We start from the raw sequence: 19,100 nt of genomic DNA on the forward strand, positions 1-19,100 counted from the left end.
CGCGCGCCCCGGGCGGGGTTGCCCGGGGCGCGCGTACCTCACCCCTTGGGGGCGCGGCGGGTCAGCGGTTGACGAACTCCTCGCGGGCCAGCAGCCCGGTGTCCGGGTGGTCGGTGAAGACGCCGTCGATGCCGGTGGCGAAGTAGGCGCGGTAGGCGCCGAAGACGTCGCCGTAGGCGTCGGGGTCGGAGCCCTTGCGGAACTCCGCGGGCAGGAACGGGTTCTCGTTGCGCAGCGTGTAGGGGTGCAGGATCAGGCCCGCGCGGTGGGCGTCCCGGACCAGGGTGGTGGGCTCGGTGAGCCGGCCCGCGGAGTCACGCGGGATGATCAGGTTCAGGGTGGGGCCGATGCCCTGCGCGTAGGAGGCGATCTCCTTCAGGCCCTTCGGCGTGATCAGGTCGTCGACGGTGCGCGGGTCGCCCGCCTCGGTGAAGTCCCAGGGGCGGGTGCCCGCCGCGTCGAGCAGGACGACGAGCGGGTTGCCGACCAGCTTGCCGATCCGCTGGACGGCCGTCGGCTCGAACGACTGGAGGATGACCGGCGAGTTCCTGCGGTCCTTGCCGTGGCGGCGCAGGATCTTCGCCACCCGCTCCTCCAGGCCGAGGCCCAGCTTGCGGAAGTAGGTGGGGTGCTTGAGCTCGGGGTAGATCCACACCTGCTTGCCGCGCCTGCGGGTCTGCTCGTCCTGCCAGCGCAGCACCTCCTCGAAGGTGGGGATCTCCCAGCGGCCGTTGTAGAGGGTGTTGTGCGGGCGGTTGGCGGGGATGCGCTCCACGGCGCGCAGCCGCTTGAGCTCGGCGAGCGTGAAGTCCTCGGTGAACCAGCCGGTGACCTCGGTGCCGTCCAGCGTCTTGGTGGTGCGGCGGCCGGCGAACTCGGGGTGCCTGGCGACGTCGGTGGTGCCGCCGATCTCCGGTTCGTGGCGGCAGACGAGGTGGCCGTCCTTGGTGGGGACGAGGTCGCCGGCCTCCACGATGTCGGCGCCCATGTCGAGGGCGAGCTGGTACGAGCCGAAGGTGTGCTCGGGCCGGTACCCGCTGGCGCCGCGGTGACCGATGATCGTCGGCACGGGCAGGCTGTCCAGGCCCCGGCCGCGTCCGTGCCCCGGTCCGGGGTTCCGGGCCGCGTGGGCCGTGCCGGCGAGCCCGAGGACGGTGCCGCCCGCGCCGAGGACCGCCGCGCCCAGCAGGGCCCGTCGGCCGGTCCCGCTCGCCTGTTCGTTCGACTCCCGTGTCGCCATGAACGCCTCCTGTGTCGGCTGGTGCGGTGCGGGCCGATCGTAGGTGCGCCCGGTTGACGTACGGGAGACCGCGCGCCGAACACTCGGGTGGTGTCGCATGACGTACGCCGCTCCTACGGATGACGTACATCTGTCGTATCCGGTGTGGATGTGACGGCACGTCCGGTTCGTGCCGACGGGTGCGGGTACCCGTGCGGGGCACGGGTCCGGGCGAGCTGCGTCACAGCGTGACGGCCGTGTTGCGCGCCGCCCGCGGGCGCGGCCGCGCAGGTGAACCCGGGTCAAGAGTCCGTAAGACCTCGGTTAACTGCCCCGAGCCCGATGTGCGCGACTCCCCGGACCGCGAGTAATGTCCTCACCTGCACAGACTCGTACGGCATTCGTCGACGTCCGCTTCCCACCGGAGGGCCCGTTGTCCCGCTTCGCGCTCATCAAGGCAGTGCTCGGTCCGATCATGCGCCTGATGTTCCGCCCACGGGTGGAGGGTGCGGAGCACATCCCGGGCGACGGTCCGGTGATCCTGGCCGGCAACCATCTGACGTTCATCGACTCGATGATCCTTCCGCTGGTCTGCGACCGGCAGGTGTTCTTCATCGGCAAGGACGAGTACGTCACCGGCAAGGGCCTCAAGGGGCGGCTGATGGCGTGGTTCTTCACCGGCGTCGGCATGATCCCCGTCGACCGCGACGGCGGGCGGGGCGGTGTGGCCGCGCTGATGACCGGGCGACGGGTGCTGGAGGAGGGCAACGTCTTCGGGATCTACCCGGAGGGCACCCGCTCCCCCGACGGCCGCCTCTACCGCGGCCGCACCGGCATCGCCCGGCTGACGCTGATGACCGGCGCGCCGGTGGTGCCGTTCGCGATGATCGGCACGGACAAGCTCCAGCCGGGCGGGGCGGGGCTGCCCCGCCCCGGGCGGGTCACCGTCCGGTTCGGTGAGGCGATGGAGTTCTCCCGCTACGAGGGGATGGACCGCGACCGGTACGTGCTGCGGGCGGTCACCGACTCGGTGATGACTGAGGTCATGCGGTTGTCGGGGCAGGAGTACGTGGACATGTATGCCAGCAAGGCGAAGGAGGCGGCCTAGTCAGGCCGACGCCATCTTCTTGGCGGGCGCCGGCGGAGCTTGCGCCGCCGGCGCCCGCCGGCGTTGTGGGACACCTGCGGGTGAGTGGGGGCTTGTCGCGCAGTTCCCCGCGCCCCCATCGGTGCGCTCGCGTCACCGATGTGCGTTCCCTGCGGGTGGGTGGGGGTTCTCGCGCAGTTCCCCGCGCCCCCTTGGGCGCGCTCCCGTCACCGTGGTGCGTTCCCTGCGGGTGGGTGGGGGCTGAGCGCGCCGTTCCCTGCGGCCCTTCAGGCGTTGTCGAGTCGTTGGTCCTTCAGCATGAACCATGCTGCCGCCGAGGCCGCGAGGAGGACCGCTGCTCCTGTTCCCGCTGCCAGGGTGAGGCCGTTGACGAAGGACTCTCGGGCCGCGTCGAGCATGGAGGCCGCGGTGGCGGTGGGCATGTGCGTTGCCGCTTCCACCGCGCTGCCCAGGGACTCGCGGGCGGACGGTGGCGTGCCCTCCGGGGCGGGGAAGCCGCGGTAGACGCCCGTGACGATCGAGCCCAGGATCGCGATGCCCAGGGCCGCGCCCAGTTCGTAGGCCGTTTCGGAGACGGCTGAGGCCGCGCCCGCCTGTTCCTTCGGGACGCTCGAGAGGATCACGTCCGCCGTCACCGTGAACGAGAAGCCCGCGCCCGCACCGACCATCAGGAGGGCCGTGCCCAGCAAGGGATAGCCGGTGGACTGGCCGATGACGGTGAGGGCGGCCAGGGCCAGGCCGATCGCGGCCAGGCCTCCGGCGACGACCGAGCGCACCGAGAAGCGGCGGGCGGTCCGGCCCGCGATCAGACCGGCCACCACCGCGCCGATCGCGGCGGGAAGTTCCGCGAGGCCCGCCTCGAACGGACGCCGTCCCTGGACCAGTTGCAGGTACTGCGAGAGGAAGAAGACCAGGCCCGACAGGCCGAGCACGGTCAGGAGGTCGGCGAGCACCGCTCCGCTGAAGCCCCGGCTGCGGAACAGCCGCATGTCCAGCAGCGGCTTCGGGAGCGCCAGCTGACGGCGGACGAACAGGTACAGGGCCGTCGCGCCCAGCAGACCCGCCGCGAGGGCGGGCGCGCCGGCACCGTGGCTCGCGGTCTCCTTCACCGCGTAGACCACGCCGATCATGCCGGCGAGGGACAGGGCCACGCTGGGCAGGTCCCACGGGCCCGGCTCCGGGGTGCGCGACTCCGGAAGCAGCTTGATGCCGACGACCACCAGGACCGCCATGACCGGCAGGTTGATCAGGAAGACCGAGCCCCACCAGAAGTGTTCGAGGAGCAGTCCGCCGAGGATCGGTCCGACCGCCGTGCCCGCGGAGGCGGTCGCGCCCCAGATGCCGATGGCGAGGCTCCGCTCGCGCGGGTCGTGGAAGAGGTTGCGGATCAGTGCGAGGGTGGCCGGCATCAGCGTGGCCCCGGCGACGCCGAGCAGGGCGCGCGCCGCGATCATCACTTCGGGCGTGTGCGCGTAGGCGTTCAGCACGGAGATCAGGCCGAACGCGGCGGCGCCGTACAGCAGGATCCGCTTGCGGCCGATGCGGTCGCCGAGGCTGCCCATCGACACCAGCAGTCCGGCGAGCACGAAGGAGTACACGTCGCCGATCCACAGCAGCTGGGAGCCGGTGGGCGCGAGGTCCTCGCTGATGTACGGGGTGGCGAGGCCGAGGACGGTCGCGTCGACGGCCACCAGCAGGACGGCGAGCACGAGGACCGACAGGGCGAGCCAGCGGCCGGGGCGGGGCGCCGTCTCCTCGGTCGGGCCTGCCGTCCGTATGGCGCTGGTCATGATTCCTTCCTTGCCGCCGGTTCTTCCGGGCGTCGTACGCCGCCGAGCAGCAGCTCGACGATCATGTGGGTGAAGTCCTTGGGGGCGACCCTGCCTTCGGCGACCGCCCAGGCGGCGGAGGCGAGCAGGCCGTAAAGGGCCTCGGTGAGCCAGGCCGGGGTGAGGTCGATACGGAACTCGCCGCTCGACTGGCCGCGCCGGAACAGCGCGGCGACGCTCTCGTCGATCCTCGCCCAGCCCTCGTTCTGCTCCTCGCCTTCGAAGAGCTGGTTCTCGGAGTAGAGGAAGGCGAGCAGGCCCGCGTGCGGCTCGATCTCGGCGACCAGGCGCCGTACGGCGTCGGTGGCGGGGCCCTCGTCGGTGCGGGCGGCGGCGAGGGCTGCCTCGCACTCGGCGATGCCCAGCGCCTCGAGGGCGCGGACCAGCGCGTCCCGGCCGGCGAACTGCCGGTGCAGGGTGGCGCGGCTGATCCCGGCGGCCTTGGCGACCTCGTCCATGGTCGCGGTGGATTTGCGGGTCAGCAGAGCCGCGGCGCTGCGCAGCACGTGGTCTCGGTCGACAGCCATGAGACGACGGTACCGCATATGAGACACACTTGTCTCACTGATGACGTATACGTCTCATGGGTGGGTGCGCGGGTCGGCGTGCTAGTGCCAGGGCAGCGCGCCTCGGTGCTGCCAGTAAGCCTCAGGTGTCTCCGTCAGCGGGGCCAGGCGGGCGAGCTGGTCGTCGGTGAGGTCGACGGCCGCCGCGTGCAGGTTCGAGGTCAGCTGGACGACCGTCGCCGCGCCCGACAGGACGACGCCCGCCCACGGCTCACGCAGGATGACGGCGAGGGCGACCGCGTCGCAGCCCAGGCCCGTTTCCTCGGCGACCGCGCGCAGCGGCTCGGGGGCGTGCGGTGCGGCCAGGCGGCCGTTGGCCATGCCCTCCTTCACGATCACCGTGAGTCCGGCGTCGTGCGCCTCGGCCAGCGCGGGGCCGGCGGACGTCTCCAGGATGTTGTAGGTGGACTGCACGGTGCGGAACAGGGGTTCTCCGTCGACGGTGACCGCGAGGGCCGCTCGGATCGCGTCCGCCTGGCGGGGGCCGCTGGTGGAGAAACCGACGGTCACGCCCTGCGCCGCCGCTTCGGCGAGGCGGGCGTGCAGGTCCTTGTCGGTCAGGGCCGGGCTGTCCGGGGTGACCGAGTGGATCTGGTAGAGGTCCAGGCGGTCGCCGAGGATCGCCTCCGTCTCGGCGCGCTGGCGTTCGTACGCGGCGAGGGAGTGGTCCTTGACCTCGTGACGCTCCGCGTCGGTGGTCCAGCCGGCGGTGTAGGTGTAGCCCCACTTGCTGCCGACGACCACGTCGGTGACGTCGGGGCGGCTCTTCAGCCAGTCCGCGAGGAACTCCTCGCTGCGGCCGTAGGAGCGGGCCGCGTCGAGGTAACGGACGCCCTGGGCGTAGGCGGCGTCGAGGATCTCGTGGGTGCGGGTGCGGAGGTTCTCGACCGTGCGGTCGTCGCCTTCTCCGAGGTCGGCGGCTCGGTCGAGGGTGATGTAGCCGGGGCGGCCCACCGCGGCGAGGCCCAGGCCCAGGTGGGCGGTGGGGGTGGTGGCGGTGGCCAGGCGGGAGAAGGGCATGTCGGCTCCGTCGGTTGGCTCCGGTACGGCTGTGCCAACGTAACCCGCGTTGTGGCTGCGGCCTCGACTATGAGCTCGGGACGTGCCGAGGCGGGGGCGGGTGCGGCGGCGTGGGGTTGTTCGCGCAGTTCCCCGCGCCCCTGAGGGTGGGTGGTTCCTCCGGGGCTCGGTGCCGTGCGGGTTCGTGGGGGTTGTCCGCGCAGTTCCCCGCGCCCCTGAGGGTGGGTGGGTCCTCCGGGGCGCGGTGCCGTGCGGGTTCGTGGGGGCTGTTCGCGCAGTTCCCCGCGCCCCTGAGCGTGGGTCGCTCCGGGGCGCGGTGCCGTGCGGCGCCGTCGGGGCTGAGCGCGCAGTTCCCCGCGCCCCTTCGGGGGCGTTTCCGTTACTGCTTCTTGGCAGTCGACCACCCGTGCTGGAGCGACACGTTCTCCTTCAGTTCCGCCAGCTGGACCGCCACCGCGCTCGGGGCCGTGCCGCCCCTGCCGTTGCGGGAGGCCAGGGCTCCGGGGACGTTGAGGACCGTGCGGACCTCCGGAGTGAGGTGGGCGGAGATCTTCGCGAACTGCTCGTCCGTGAGGTCGTCCAGTTCCTTGCTCTCCGACTCCGCGACCTTCACGCACTCGCCGGCCACCTCGTGGGCCACGCGGAAGGGCACGCCCTGGCGGACCAGCCACTCGGCGATGTCCGTGGCGAGGGAGAAACCGGCGGGGGCCAGTTCCTCCATGCGCTCGCGGTGCACGGTGAGCGTGGCCGTCATCCCGGTGAAGGCCGGCAGCAGGATCTCCAGCTGGTCGATGGAGTCGAAGACCGGCTCCTTGTCCTCCTGGAGGTCGCGGTTGTACGCGAGCGGGAGGGCCTTGAGGGTGGCCATCAGACCGGTGAGGTTGCCGATGAGGCGGCCGGACTTGCCGCGCGCCAGCTCGGCGATGTCCGGGTTCTTCTTCTGCGGCATGATCGACGACCCGGTGGAGAACGCGTCGTGCAGGGTCACGAAGGAGAACTCCTTCGTGTTCCAGATGATGATCTCCTCGGCGATCCGGGAGACGTTCACGCCGATCATCGCGGTGATGAAGGCGAACTCGGCGACGAAGTCACGGGAGGCCGTGCCGTCGATGGAGTTGCCGGCGCTGCCGTGCTCGAAGCCGAGGTCCTTGGCGACCGCCTCCGGGTCCAGGCCGAGGGAGGAGCCCGCGAGTGCGCCGGAGCCGTACGGGGAGACGGCGGTCCGCTCGTCCCACTGGCGCAGCCGCTCGGCGTCCCGGGAGAGGGCCTGCACGTGGGCGAGGACGTGGTGGGCGAAGAGCACCGGCTGGGCGTGCTGGAGGTGGGTGCGGCCGGGCATCGCGACGTCCGGGTGGGCCTCGGCGAGCCCGATCAGCGCGTCCTGGAGGTCGGCGATCAGACCGCCGATGACGCGGGCGTGGTCGCGCAGGTACATCCGGAAGAGGGTCGCGACCTGGTCGTTCCGGGACCGTCCGGCGCGGAGCTTGCCGCCGAGGTCCGGGCCGAGCCGCTCCAGCAGCCCGCGCTCCAGGGCGGTGTGGACGTCCTCGTCGGCGATGGTGCCGGTGAAGGCGCCGGAGGCGACGTCGGCCTCGAGCTGGTCGAGTCCTTCGAGCATGCGGCTCAGCTCGTCCTCGGTGAGCAGGCCCGCCTGGTGGAGCACGCGCGCGTGGGCGCGGGAGCCGGCGATGTCGTAGGGGGCGAGCCGCCAGTCGAAGTGGACGGACGCGGACAGCTTCTCCAGGGCCTCGGCGGGACCGTCGGCGAAACGGCCGCCCCAGAGCCGGACGTCACCGCTGTTGCTGCTCACTGCGTGCTCCTCGAGGGTTCCGGATGTGCCGCCGCCTCCCCACGGACGTGTGAGGAGGCGGCTGTCAGGCTAGTGCGTGTGAGGGGTCGTCAGGTGTTTCGGCTCAGGCGAGGTCGCGCTTGGCCGCGATCTTCGACGACAGGCTGTAGATGTCGATGAAGCCCTTGGCCGCGGCCTGGTCGAAGGTGTCGCCCGTGTCGTAGGTGGCCAGGTTGAAGTCGTACAGGGACGACTCCGAGCGCCGGCCGGTGACGACGGCGCGGCCGCCGTGCAGGGTCATCCGGATGTCGCCGTTGACGTGCTGGTTGGCCTCGGCGATGAAGCCGTCCAGGGCGCGCTTCAGCGGGGAGAACCACTGGCCGTCGTAGACCAGCTCGCCCCAGCGCTGCTCGACCTGCCGCTTGTAGCGGGCCAGCTCGCGCTCGACCGTGACGTTCTCCAGCTCCTGGTGGGCGGTGATCAGGGCGATCGCGCCGGGGGCCTCGTAGACCTCGCGGGACTTGATGCCGACGAGACGGTCCTCGACCATGTCGATCCGGCCGATGCCCTGGGCGCCGGCGCGCTCGTTGAGCTGCTGGATCGCCTGGAGGACGGTGACGGGCTTGCCGTCGATGGCGACCGGGACGCCCTCCTTGAAGGTGATGACGACCTCGTCGGGCTCCCGGGCCACGGCCGGGTTCTGGGTGTACTCGTAGACGTCCTCGATGGGCGCGTTCCAGATGTCCTCGAGGAAGCCGGTCTCGACGGCGCGCCCGAAGACGTTCTGGTCGATGGAGTACGGGGACTTCTTGGTGGTGGCGATCGGCAGGCCCTTGGCCTCGCAGAAGGCGATGGCCTTGTCCCGGGTCATCGCGTAGTCGCGGACCGGGGCGATGCACTTCAGGTCGGGGGCGAGGGCGACGATGCCGGCCTCGAAGCGGACCTGGTCGTTGCCCTTGCCGGTGCAGCCGTGGGCGACGGTGGTGGCGCCGTGCTTCTGCGCGGCGGCGACGAGGTGCTTGACGATCGTCGGCCGGGACAGCGCGGAGACCAGCGGGTAGCGGTCCATGTAGAGGGCGTTGGCCTTGATCGCCGGGAGGCAGTACTCCTCGGCGAACTCGTCCTTGGCGTCCGCGACCTCGGCCTCGACGGCACCGCAGGCGAGCGCGCGCTTGCGGATGACGTCCAGGTCCTCGCCGCCCTGGCCGACGTCGACCGCAACGGCGATGACCTCGGCGCCCGTCTCCTCGGCGATCCAGCCGATGGCGACGGAGGTGTCCAGACCGCCTGAGTAGGCGAGTACGACGCGCTCGGTCACGGGATTCTCCTCACAGTGCATTCGCTGACATGCATGAGTATGCAGGAGTCCGCATGATTCGTCAATTCCCCTGGTCGGGGGATGCCTGCCGGGACCGCACCGGAACGATGCGGCACGGGAGTTGAACGCGGGAAACCGCTTGCGCGTATGACTGGCCGGACGCAGGCGCCGCGTCGCTCCACCCGAGACACCCCCGACCCCGAGTGAGGCATTCGCATGTCCAGGGCTCTTCCGAAGTACAACAAGCGCCGAGTCGGCCTGGCCGGCGGCGCCGCCGCGGTGGCGCTGACCGGCGCCGTGATCGCGGGCACCGCGCTCGCGGGCGAGTCGTCCGAGGGCGGCGGCGCGGACGCCAGGACCCTGGCCGGGCCCGGCACGGTCTCCTGCCCGGACGTCGCCCCGCAGCTCCCCGCGATCCCCGCCTCCGCCCAGGCCGAGGTCGACCGCAACCTGGCCCTGCTGGACCAGCAGATCACCGAGGCGAACAAGCGCCTGGTCGACACCGTCGGCCAGGGCGGACCCAACTTCGTCCAGAACGCCATCCTCGGCCCCCTCGAGGACAAGCGGGTCGCCACCGTCAACCGCATCGCCACCGCCATCGGCCGCACCGCCGACCGCCCCGCCGGCCTGGACTCCCTCGCCGCCTGCACGCTCACCAAGTGACGTGACAGGCGCTGTGGCCGCCCCGTTCAAGCGCCGGCCGGGGCGGCCACGGTCATCTCCCCCGGAGGCGGGGCCGTCAAATGCTTAGACAGGCGAATGATCCGCCCGAATAATCGGTGGACATGGGAAAAACGCATGAGCGCATCGACGGGCGGCTCCGCACCTTCATCGAGGAGCAGCCGGTCTTCTTCACCGCCACCGCTCCCCTGTCCGCCGACGGCACGGTCAACCTCTCCCCCAAAGGGCTCAAGGGTTCCTTCGCGGTCCTGGACGACCTCACCGTCGCCTACCTGGACTTCGCGGGCTCCAACGCCGAGACCGTCGCCCATCTCCGCGAGAACGGCCGCATCACCTTGATGTGGTGCGCCTTCCAGGGCCCGCCGAACATCGTGCGCGTGCACGGGCGGGGGGAGCCCGTGTTCCGCGACGATCCGCGGTTCACGGAACTGCTCGCCCACTTCCCCGGCATCGACCCGTGGAACCACGGACTGCGCGCGGTCGTGGTCGTCCGTGCCGAGCTGATCCGGGACACCTGCGGCTACGCCGTGCCCTACATGGCGTACGAGGGTGAGCGTGACCTGCACGAGAGGCGGTTCGCCAGGGAGGACGACGCCTCCCTGGACGCGTACTTCACCAAGAAGGAGCACGTCGCGACGAGCCTGGACGGACTTCCCGGGCTGCCGTTGCCGCTGCCCCCGTCCAGCATGTGAGCCATGCGCCCACGCCGTGTCTCCGTCGCCGTCCTCGTGTCCCTGTCCCTGCTCTCGCTCGGCACCGCGCAGCGCCCCGCGTCGCCGCTGCCGGAGCGGATGGCGGACACCGGGGGCGGCACGCAGCTCATCACGGCGGTGGCGGCGCGGACCGGATCGACCACCGGCACGGTCACCTGGTGGGACCGCAAGGGCGGACGCTGGGTGGCGGCCGGGTCCGCCAAGGCCCGTTTCGGCGCGAACGGACTCACCGAGGGAACGACCCGCAAGCAGGGCACGAACACCACCCCCACCGGACTGTACGGCCTTCCCTACGCCTTCGGCATCGAGGCGGCCCCCTCCGGCACCCGCTCCCCCTACCGCCGCGTGCGGCAGAACTCCTGGTGGTGCCAGGACAACGGCTCCCGCGTCTACAACCGCTGGACCGAACCCCGCGCGGCCGACTGCCGCGCGAGCCAGGCCGAGCACCTGATCACCTACCGCACGCAGTACGCGCACGCCCTGGTCGTGGACTTCAACTACCGCCGTCCGGTGCGCGGACGGGGCGCCGGCATCTTCCTGCACGTCAACGGCCGCGGTGCGACGGCGGGTTGCGTGTCCGTGCCGAAGAGCGCGATGCGCGAGATCCTGCGCTGGGCGAGCCCCGCCCGGGCCCCGCACCTCGCGATCGGCACCACGGGCGGGCGCACCGCGATCACCCGCTACTGAAGCGGGCGGCGAATCCACGGTTTCCGCTGAACACTCCGGCGTGGCGGCACGTATGTGTGGGCCAAGGGCCGAGTCCCACGGAGGAACCGTGACCACCACGCTCGCCGGCGGCCGTGCCGCCCGCCGCCAGACGATGCGCCGCATCCGTCCGCGCCGCTCCCCCGCCGTCCCGCTGCTGCTCGCCGTGGGCGCCGGCGCGGCGGCCGTGCTGTGGCTCTGGTGGACGAGCACGCCGTCCATCGCGGACACCACCGGGAAGATCATCGCCGCGGGCCGGATCACCGGTCTGCTCGCCGGATACCTGATGGCCCTGGTCGTGCTGCAGATGGCACGGGTGCCCGCGCTGGAGCGGCGGGTGGGCTCGGACCGGGTCGCCCGCTGGCACGCGATGAGCGGCCGCTACACCGTCAGCCTCGTGATCGCCCACGTCTTCCTGATCATGTGGGGCTACGCCCGGCAGGCCGGCAGGACCCTCGCCGACATCGTGTCGCAGACGATCACCTCCATCAACACGCTGCCCGACATGGGCAAGGCCGCCGTCGGCACCGGTCTGCTCTTCGTGATCGCGCTCCTGTCGGTCGGCCCGGTCCGGCGCCGGCTGCCGTACGACGGCTGGTACCACGTGCACCTGCTGACGTACGCGGCGGTGTTCCTGACGTTCTGGCACCAGATCACCACCGGCAACGAGTTCGCCGTCACCCCGTCCGCGAAGACCTTCTGGTACGGCCTCTACGGGGCCGTGACCGCGCTGGTCCTGTGGTACCGGATCCTCACCCCGATCCGGCTCAACCTGCGGCACCGGATGCGAGTCCAGGCCGTCATCGAGGAGACGCCCGGCGTCGTGTCGGTGCTGATCAGCGGGCACCGGCTGCACCGGATGGGCGCCGAGGCCGGGCAGTTCTTCCGCTGGCGCTTCCTGGCGCCCGGGATGCGGTTCAGCTCCCACCCGTACTCGCTGTCCGCGGCGCCCCGCCCGGACATGCTGCGGATCACCGTCAAGGCGATCGGCGACCACAGCTCCCGGCTGCGCGAGATGGAGCCCGGCACCCGGGTGTGGGCGGAGGGCCCCTACGGGGCGCTCACCGCCCAGCGCCGCAGCCGCGGCAAGGTGCTGCTGGTCGCTGGCGGCGTCGGTATCACCCCGATGCGCGCCCTGTTCGAGACGCTGCCCGGCGCCTCCGGCGACATCACCCTGCTGTACCGGGCCAACAGCACGCAGGACCTGGCGCTGTGGGGCGAGCTGGCGAAGATCGCCGACGAGCGCGGCGCCCGGCTGATGTACGCGGTGAACAGCCCCGACGGAGAACGCCCGGACATCTCGGCGGAGAGCCTGCGCCGCAAGATCCCCGACGTCGACCGCCACGACGTCTTCATGTGCGGTCCGCCCGGCTTCGCCCAGCAGGTGTACGCGGCCCTGCGGGACGCCGGGGTGCCCGCGCGCCGTATCCACCACGAGTCGTTCGAGATGTGAGCGGCGGGCCGTCGGCCCCGGTCGCCCGTTACCCATCAGGAGCTTGAGAAGCGATGAGGAAGAGTCACCCCGTCCGGCGCGCCGTTCTGGCGACCGCCGCCACCGTCTCCGGGATCGTGCTGCTGCTGTCGCTGAAACCCGGGTCCGACCCGGGGTCGGCCGAGGCCGCGGGCGGCGCCCCGCCCGCGGCGGAGTCCGTGCAGGGCGGCGCCCGCCCCATCGGGGACGGCACGGTCACCGGGGACGCGACGCAGACCCAGTACGGGGCGGTGCAGGTACGGCTGACCGTCAGCGGCGGCAAGATCACCAAGGCCGAGGCCGTCCAGGCGCCCAAGGGCGGCCAGAGCGACCAGATCACCTCCAACGCCGTACCGCGACTCAACCAGGCGGCCGTGCAGGCGCAGAGCGCGGACGTCGACGCGGTGTCCGGCGCCACCTACACCAGCGCGGGCTACAAGGAGTCCCTCCAGTCGGCCCTGGACAAGGCGCGCGCCTCCGCACCCGCCGACACGGGCGGCGGCGACGCGGCCCAGGCGCAGACGGTCACCGGTGAGGCCGCGCAGACCCAGTACGGTCCGGTCCAGGTACGGATCACCGTCAGCGACGGCAAGATCACCAAGGCCGAGGCCGTCCAGGCGCCCAAGGGCGGCCAGAGCGACCAGATCACCTCCAACGCCGTACCGAAACTCAACCAGGCGGCCGTGCAGGCCGGCACGGCGGACATCGACGCCGTCTCGGGCGCCACCTACACCAGCGCGGGCTACAAGGAGTCCCTCCAGTCGGCGTTGGACAAGGCCGGTGGCTGACACGGTGGCGGAACCCGTTGAGGCGCCCGCCGCGGAGCGTCGTGTGGTGGAGACGATGGGGACCGTCTTCTCCCTCGACGTCCGCGGCGGAAACTCCGGCGCGGTGCGCGCGGCGCTGGAGGAGGCCGCCGTCGGACTGTGCCGGGTCGACGAGGTGTTCAGCACCTACCGCGAGGACACCCAGATCTCCCGTCTCGCGCGCGGCGAGCTGGACGTCGGGCAGTGCGACCCCGAGGTCGCCGAGGTGCTGGAGCTGGCCGCGGAGGCCGAGCGGGTCAGCGACGGCTGGTTCAGCACGCGCTACCGGGGCCGGCTCGACCCGACCGGCATCGTCAAGGGCTGGGCCACCGAGCGCGCGGCCCGCCGGCTTCTCGCGGCCGGGGCGTCCGGTGTGAGCGTCAACGGGGGCGGCGACGTCCAACTGCTCGGCTCACCGGGCACGGGGCGCCCCTGGCGGGTCGGCGTGTCGGACCCACTGCGCCCCGGCGGTCTCGCCGCGGTGGTCTCCGCCGCCGGGGCGGGAGAGCTGGCGGTGGCCACGTCCGGCACTGCGGAGCGCGGCGACCACATCGTCGACCCGCGCACGGGCCGCTCGGCGGTGACCGACCTGGTCGCGGTGACGGTGGTCGCCCCTCGCCTGACCTGGGCGGACTGCTGGGCCACGGCAGCCTTCGCGATGGGCTCCCGGGAGGGCCTGAGCTGGCTGGAGGCCCTTCCCGACACGGAGGCCCTCCTGATCACAGCAGGAGACGAGGTCCGCTGCACGGCGAACCTCGCCACGTGGCTGGGTTGAGGGCAACACCGTCAGGGGCGCGGCCGCTCCGGAGACACGGCCACCGCGACGCCCGCAGGGGCGCGGGGAACTGCGCGCCCAGCCCCCGCGGCCCCGCACCCGCGATGCCGGCCAACGGCGGACCTCGCGGATCAGCTCGGCCGAGGAACACCCCCTCAGGGGCGCGGGAAACCACGCGACCAGCCCCCACGGCGGGGCCCCCGGCGACGAACCGAACGAGCCCCCTCAATGCCCGTTCTGAGCCAGCCGCAGCAGGTGATCAGCCAGCGCCTGCCCGCCCGTGGGCTCCCGGCTGATCAGCAACAACGTGTCATCCCCGGCGATGGTGCCGAGAATGTCGTGCAACTCGGCCTGATCAATGGCGGACGCCAGGAACTGCGCCGCCCCCGGAGGCGTCCGGAGCACAACGAGATTCGCGGAGGCCTCCGCGGAGATCAACAGCTCCGCCGACAGCCGCCGCATCCGCTCCTCCTTCGCCGACTCCCCCAGCGGCGCCCGCGGCGTACGGAACCCGCCCTCGCTCGGCACCGCGTAGATCAGATCCCCGTCGTTGTTGCGGATCTTCACCGCGTTCAGCTCGTCGAGGTCGCGGGAGAGCGTCGCCTGGGTGACGCTCAGCCCGTCGTCGGCGAGCAGCTTCGCGAGCTGGCTCTGCGACCGCACCGGCTGCCGGTTGAGGATGTCCACGATCCGGCGGTGCCGCGCGGTACGGGTCTGCGGCACGGCGGGACCGGCCTGCCCGCCCTGGCCGGCCAGATCCGCCGTACGCCCCTGGTCCTGCTCCTGGTTCATCGTCGTCTCATTCTCCGGATCGTCCTTCCCCACCCGCGCGTCCGGCGGCGTCCAGGATGCCGGGCAGCGCCCCGAGGAGCGCGGCCACCGCGTCGTCCCCGAGGTTCAGCGGCGGCATGAGCCGTACGACGTCGGGGGCGGCGGCGTTCACGAGGAACCCGGCGTCCTGAGCCGTCTGTTGCGCCTGGGGCGCGAGCGGCTCGGTGAGCACGATACCCAGGAGCAGGCCCGCTCCCCGGACGTGGTCGATCAAGGCGTGCCCGAGGCCCTCGATCCCCTCGCGCAGCTTCTCGCCCTGCCGCTTGGCGTTCTCCAGCAGTCCCTCGCCGGCGATGGTGTCGAGCACCGCGAGTCCGGCGGCGCAGGCGACCGGGTTGCCGCCGAAGGTCGTGCCGTGGTGGCCGGGCTGGAGCAGCTGGGCCGCGCGGCCGAAGGCGACGGTGGCGCCGAGCGGCAGTCCGCCGCCGAGCTGCTTGGCGAGGGTGACGACGTCCGGCAGGACGCCCTCGTGTGCCTGGTAGGCGAACCAGTCGCCGGTCCGGCCGACGCCGGTCTGCACCTCGTCCAGCACGAGCAGCGCTCCCTTGGCGGCCGTGATGGCACGGGCGGCCTTGAGGTAGCCGGTGGGCGGGACGACGACGCCGAGTTCGCCCTGGATGGGTTCGAGGACGACGAGGGCCGTGTCCTCGGTGACGGCCGCGTCCAGCGCCTGCGGATCGCCGAACGGCACGTGGGTGACGTCCCCGGGCAGCGGCAGGAACGGTTCCCGCTTGCCGGACTGCCCGGTGAGGGCGAGGGCCCCCATGGTGCGCCCGTGGAAGGCGCCCTCGGTGGCGACGACGTGGGTGCGTCCGGTGAGCCGGCCGATCTTGAAGGCGGCCTCGTTGGCCTCGGCGCCGGAGTTGCAGAAGAAGACCCTGCCGTCCCGGCCGAAGAGCTGGAGCAGCCGCTCGGCGAGGGCGACGGTCGGCTCGGCGAGGAAGAGGTTGGAGATGTGGCCGAGGGAGGAGATCTGCCGGGTGACGGCCTCGACGATCGCCGGGTGGCCGTGGCCGAGGGCGTTGGTGGCGATGCCGCCGACGAAGTCGAGGTACTCCTTGCCGTCGGCGTCCCAGAGCCGCTGTCCCTCGCCGCGCGCGAGGGGGATGCGGGGCGTGCCGTAGTTGTTCATCAGCGCGCCCTGCCACCGGGCGGTCAGTTCCGCGTTGCTCATGACTCCCCCTGTTCGTCGGGCACGACCATGGTGCCGATGCCCTCGTCCGTGAAGATCTCCAGCAGGATCGAGTGCTGGACCCGGCCGTCGATGACGCGGGCGGTGTTCACGCCGCCCCGCACGGCGTGCAGGCAGCCCTCCATCTTCGGCACCATGCCGGAGGACAGCTCCGGCAGCAGCTTCTCGAGCTCGGACGCGGTGAGACGGCTGATCACCTCGTCGCTGTTCGGCCAGTCCTCGTAGAGGCCCTCGACGTCCGTGAGGACCATGAGGGTTTCGGCGCCCAGAGCAGCAGCGAGTGCCGCAGCCGCCGTATCAGCATTGACGTTGTAGACATGATGGTCGTCCTGGGAGCGGGCGATCGACGAGACGACCGGGATACGGCCGTCGGCGAGCAGGGCCTCGATGGCGCCCGTGTCGATCTCGGTGATCTCGCCGACCCGCCCGATGTCGACGAGCTCTCCGTCGATCTCGGGCTGGTGCTTGACGGCGGTGAGGGTGTGCGCGTCCTCGCCGGTGAGGCCGACGGCGAGCGGTCCGTGCCGGTTGAGCAGGCCGACCAGCTCGCGCTGGACCTGTCCGGCGAGCACCATGCGGACGACGTCCATGGCGTCCTCGGTGGTGACGCGCAGACCGGCCTTGAACTCGCTGACGATGCCGTGGGTCTTCAACGCGCGGCTGATCTGCGGGCCGCCGCCGTGCACGACGACGGGCTTCAGTCCGGCGTGCCGCAGGAAGACGACGTCCTGGGCGAAGGCGGCCTTCAGGTCCTCGTCGACCATGGCGTTGCCGCCGAACTTGATGACGACGGTCTTGCCGTGGTGCCGGGTCAGCCAGGGCAGCGCCTCGATGAGGATCTGCGCCTTGGGCAGCGCGGTGTGCTTACGGGTGACGGTCATGAGGAGTAGGCGCTGTTCTCGTGGACGTAGTCGGCGGTGAGGTCGTTGGTCCAGATGGTGGCGGTGGCGTCGCCGGCGGACAGGTCGGCGACGATGTGCACCTCGCGGTAGCGCATGTCGACCTTGTCGCGGTCCTCACCGACGCCGCCGTTCTTGCACACCCAGACGCCGTTGATGGCGACGTTGAGCCGGTCGGGCTCGAAGGCGGCCTTGGTGGTGCCGATGGCGGAGAGGACGCGGCCCCAGTTGGGGTCCTCGCCGTGGATGGCGCACTTGAGGAGGTTGTTCCGGGCGATGGAGCGGCCCACCTCGACGGCGTCGTCCTCGGTGGCCGCGTTCACGACCTCGACCTTGATGTCCTTGCTGGCGCCCTCGGCGTCGCGGATGAGCTGCTGGCCGAGGTCGTCGCACACCTGCCGTACGGCCTCGGCGAAGTCGTCGTAGGTTGGGGTGACGCCGGAGGCGCCGGAGGCGAGCAGCAGCACCGTGTCGTTGGTGGACATGCAGCCGTCGGAGTCGACGCGGTCGAAGGTGACCTTGGTGGCGGCGCGGAGCGCCTTGTCCAGGGTCTCGGTGTCGAGGTCGGCGTCGGTGGTGAGGACGACGAGCATGGTGGCGAGGCCGGGGGCGAGCATGCCCGCGCCCTTGGCCATGCCGCCGACGGTCCAGCCGTCCTTGCCCGCCACAGACGTCTTGTGGACGGTGTCCGTGGTCTTGATGGCGAGGGCGGCCTTCTCGCCGCCGTGCTCGGAGAGCTGGGCGGCTGCGGTCCCGACGCCGGGGAGCAGCTTGTCCATGGGGAGCAGGACGCCGATGAGACCCGTCGAGCAGACGGCGACCTCGCCGGCGCCGACGCCCAGCACCTCGGCGGCCTTCTCCGCGGTGGCGTGGGTGTCCTGGAAGCCCTTGGGGCCGGTGCAGGCGTTGGCGCCGCCGGAGTTGAGGACGACGGCGGCGAGCTGCCCGCTCTTGAGGACCTGCTCGGACCAGAGCACGGGGGCGGCCTTCACACGGTTGGCGGTGAAGACGCCGGCGGCTGCGCGCCGGGGGCCGTTGTTGACCACGAGGGCCAGGTCGGGGTTGCCGTTCTCCTTGATCCCCGCGGCGATGCCCGCCGCCGTGAATCCCTTGGCTGCCGTCACACTCACGGCGCAACTCCGATCGTCGTCAGCCCGGTGGTCTCGTCGAGACCCAGGGCGATGTTCATGCTCTGGACGGCACCGCCCGCGGTGCCCTTGGTGAGGTTGTCGATGGCGCTGATCACGACGATCCGGCCGGCGGCCGTGTCGTGGGCGACCTGCACCTGGACCGCGTTGGAGCCGTACACGGAGGCGGTGGCGGGCCACTGCCCCTCGGGGAGGAGGCGCACGAACGGTTCGTCGGCGTACGCCTTCTCGTAGGCGGCGCGCACGGACTCGGCGGTGACGCCGGGCTTCGCCTTCGCGGAGCAGGTGGCGAGGATGCCGCGGGGCATCGGCGCCAGGGTGGGCGTGAAGGAGACGGTGACGCGCTCGCCGGCCGCCGCGCTGAGGTTCTGGATCATCTCGGGGGTGTGCCGGTGCCCGCCGCCCACGCCGTACGGCGACATGGAGCCCATGACCTCGCTGCCCAGCAGGTGCGGCTTGGGCGACTTGCCCGCGCCGGAGGTGCCGGACGCGGCGACGACCACGGCCTCGGCCTCGGCGAGTCCTGCGGCGTAGGCCGGGAACAGGGCGAGGGAGACGGCGGTGGGGTAGCAACCGGGCACCGCGACACGCTTGGACCCCTCCAGCGCGGCGCGGCCACCCGGCAGTTCGGGCAGGCCGTAGGGCCAGGTGCCGGCGTGCGGGGAGCCGTAGAAGGCCTCCCAGTCGCCGGCGTCCCTCAGGCGGAAGTCGGCGCCCATGTCGATCACGAGCACCTCGTCGCCGAGCTGCTCGGCGACTGCGGCGGACTGGCTGTGCGGCAGCGCGAGGAAGACGACGTCGTGCCCGGCGAGCGCTTCGGGGGTGGTCGGCTCGAGCACCCGGTCGGCCAGCGGCAGCAGGTGCGGCTGGAGCGCGCCCAGGCGCTGTCCGGCGTTGGTGTTGCCGGTCAGGGCGCCGATCTCGACCCCGGGGTGCGTCAGGAGCAGCCGCAGCAGCTCACCGCCCGCATACCCGCTCGCTCCGGCCACCGCCGCACGTACCGCCATGGAAAACCCTCCTCCTGGATGGC

The 19,100-nt window shown here is 71.9% G+C and carries 18 protein-coding genes; 7 read left to right on the forward strand and 11 right to left on the reverse strand.

Annotation, left to right across the window (positions count from 1 at the left end):
- Positions 1–61 precede the first annotated feature (61 nt).
- A complete protein-coding gene (locus MTR79_RS22725; RefSeq protein WP_244791875.1) occupies positions 62–1,240 on the reverse strand; it encodes a glycerophosphodiester phosphodiesterase in 1,179 nt (392 codons plus the stop codon).
- 412 nt (positions 1,241–1,652) lie between these two features.
- Between MTR79_RS22725 and MTR79_RS22730 the strand changes: the two genes are divergently transcribed.
- Positions 1,653–2,327: a lysophospholipid acyltransferase family protein gene (locus tag MTR79_RS22730; protein WP_048458238.1), complete on the forward strand. Its 675-nt coding sequence runs from the start codon at positions 1,653–1,655 to the stop codon at positions 2,325–2,327.
- Between the two features lie 266 nt (positions 2,328–2,593).
- Here MTR79_RS22730 and MTR79_RS22735 read toward each other — a convergent pair whose 3' ends face one another.
- From MTR79_RS22735 to MTR79_RS22755, 5 genes are all read right to left on the reverse strand, one after another.
- Positions 2,594–4,117, reverse strand: a complete 1,524-nt coding sequence (locus MTR79_RS22735; protein WP_086704107.1) for an MFS transporter — start codon at positions 4,115–4,117, stop codon at positions 2,594–2,596.
- A complete protein-coding gene (locus tag MTR79_RS22740) occupies positions 4,114–4,683 on the reverse strand; it encodes a TetR/AcrR family transcriptional regulator (RefSeq protein ID WP_231628130.1) in 570 nt (189 codons plus the stop codon). The genes MTR79_RS22735 and MTR79_RS22740 overlap by 4 nt, the downstream gene beginning before the upstream one ends.
- Before the next feature lie 81 nt (positions 4,684–4,764).
- The gene (locus MTR79_RS22745) at positions 4,765–5,742 is read right to left on the reverse strand and encodes an aldo/keto reductase (RefSeq protein ID WP_216718107.1); all 978 of its coding nucleotides are present in this window, start codon (positions 5,740–5,742) and stop codon (positions 4,765–4,767) included.
- Between the two features lie 379 nt (positions 5,743–6,121).
- Positions 6,122–7,552: an argininosuccinate lyase gene (argH, locus tag MTR79_RS22750; RefSeq protein ID WP_244791876.1), complete on the reverse strand. Its 1,431-nt coding sequence runs from the start codon at positions 7,550–7,552 to the stop codon at positions 6,122–6,124.
- Positions 7,553–7,655: 103 nt separating this feature from the next.
- Positions 7,656–8,849: an argininosuccinate synthase gene (locus MTR79_RS22755; RefSeq protein ID WP_181383152.1), complete on the reverse strand. Its 1,194-nt coding sequence runs from the start codon at positions 8,847–8,849 to the stop codon at positions 7,656–7,658.
- Positions 8,850–9,065: 216 nt separating this feature from the next.
- Between MTR79_RS22755 and MTR79_RS22760 the strand changes: the two genes are divergently transcribed.
- The 6 genes from MTR79_RS22760 to MTR79_RS22785 all read left to right on the forward strand — a co-directional run bounded on the left by MTR79_RS22760 (position 9,066) and on the right by MTR79_RS22785 (position 14,000).
- Complete coding sequence (locus MTR79_RS22760; protein ID WP_109288641.1) at positions 9,066–9,512, forward strand: hypothetical protein; 447 nt, start codon at positions 9,066–9,068, stop codon at positions 9,510–9,512.
- 122 nt (positions 9,513–9,634) lie between these two features.
- Positions 9,635–10,222, forward strand: a complete 588-nt coding sequence (locus MTR79_RS22765) for a pyridoxamine 5'-phosphate oxidase family protein (RefSeq protein ID WP_244791877.1) — start codon at positions 9,635–9,637, stop codon at positions 10,220–10,222.
- A 3-nt stretch (positions 10,223–10,225) separates the two neighbouring features.
- Complete coding sequence (locus MTR79_RS22770; RefSeq protein ID WP_048459973.1) at positions 10,226–10,930, forward strand: L,D-transpeptidase family protein; 705 nt, start codon at positions 10,226–10,228, stop codon at positions 10,928–10,930.
- A gap of 88 nt (positions 10,931–11,018) precedes the next feature.
- Complete coding sequence (locus MTR79_RS22775; RefSeq protein ID WP_244791878.1) at positions 11,019–12,401, forward strand: ferredoxin reductase family protein; 1,383 nt, start codon at positions 11,019–11,021, stop codon at positions 12,399–12,401.
- Between the two features lie 53 nt (positions 12,402–12,454).
- Positions 12,455–13,207, forward strand: coding sequence for an FMN-binding protein (locus MTR79_RS22780; protein ID WP_244791879.1), 753 nt, complete (start codon positions 12,455–12,457; stop codon positions 13,205–13,207).
- Between the two features lie 55 nt (positions 13,208–13,262).
- Positions 13,263–14,000: an FAD:protein FMN transferase gene (locus MTR79_RS22785; protein ID WP_244793277.1), complete on the forward strand. Its 738-nt coding sequence runs from the start codon at positions 13,263–13,265 to the stop codon at positions 13,998–14,000.
- Positions 14,001–14,225: 225 nt separating this feature from the next.
- On the opposite strand, the gene MTR79_RS22790 is transcribed toward MTR79_RS22785, so the two are convergent.
- Genes MTR79_RS22790 through argC form a run of 5 tightly spaced genes read right to left on the reverse strand, consistent with a single transcriptional unit; the run spans position 14,226 to position 19,077 of the window.
- Positions 14,226–14,792, reverse strand: coding sequence for an arginine repressor (locus MTR79_RS22790; protein WP_048459976.1), 567 nt, complete (start codon positions 14,790–14,792; stop codon positions 14,226–14,228).
- A gap of 7 nt (positions 14,793–14,799) precedes the next feature.
- Entirely contained in the window at positions 14,800–16,005 is a 1,206-nt protein-coding gene (locus MTR79_RS22795) for an acetylornithine transaminase (protein ID WP_086702105.1), read from the reverse strand.
- Positions 16,002–16,904: an acetylglutamate kinase gene (gene argB, locus MTR79_RS22800; protein WP_086702104.1), complete on the reverse strand. Its 903-nt coding sequence runs from the start codon at positions 16,902–16,904 to the stop codon at positions 16,002–16,004. The genes MTR79_RS22795 and argB overlap by 4 nt, the downstream gene beginning before the upstream one ends.
- Entirely contained in the window at positions 16,901–18,052 is a 1,152-nt protein-coding gene (argJ, locus tag MTR79_RS22805; RefSeq protein WP_244791880.1) for a bifunctional glutamate N-acetyltransferase/amino-acid acetyltransferase ArgJ, read from the reverse strand. Before argJ ends, argB begins: the two co-directional genes overlap by 4 nt.
- Positions 18,049–19,077 carry an N-acetyl-gamma-glutamyl-phosphate reductase gene (argC, locus tag MTR79_RS22810; protein ID WP_189366456.1) on the reverse strand — a complete coding sequence of 343 codons (1,029 nt, stop codon included), beginning with the start codon at positions 19,075–19,077 and terminating at the stop codon, positions 18,049–18,051. The genes argJ and argC overlap by 4 nt, the downstream gene beginning before the upstream one ends.
- Between the last annotated feature and the right edge of the window lie 23 nt (positions 19,078–19,100).

Source organism: Streptomyces sp. BJ20 (genome assembly GCF_022869105.1).
Classification (GTDB): domain Bacteria; phylum Actinomycetota; class Actinomycetes; order Streptomycetales; family Streptomycetaceae; genus Streptomyces; species Streptomyces griseoincarnatus.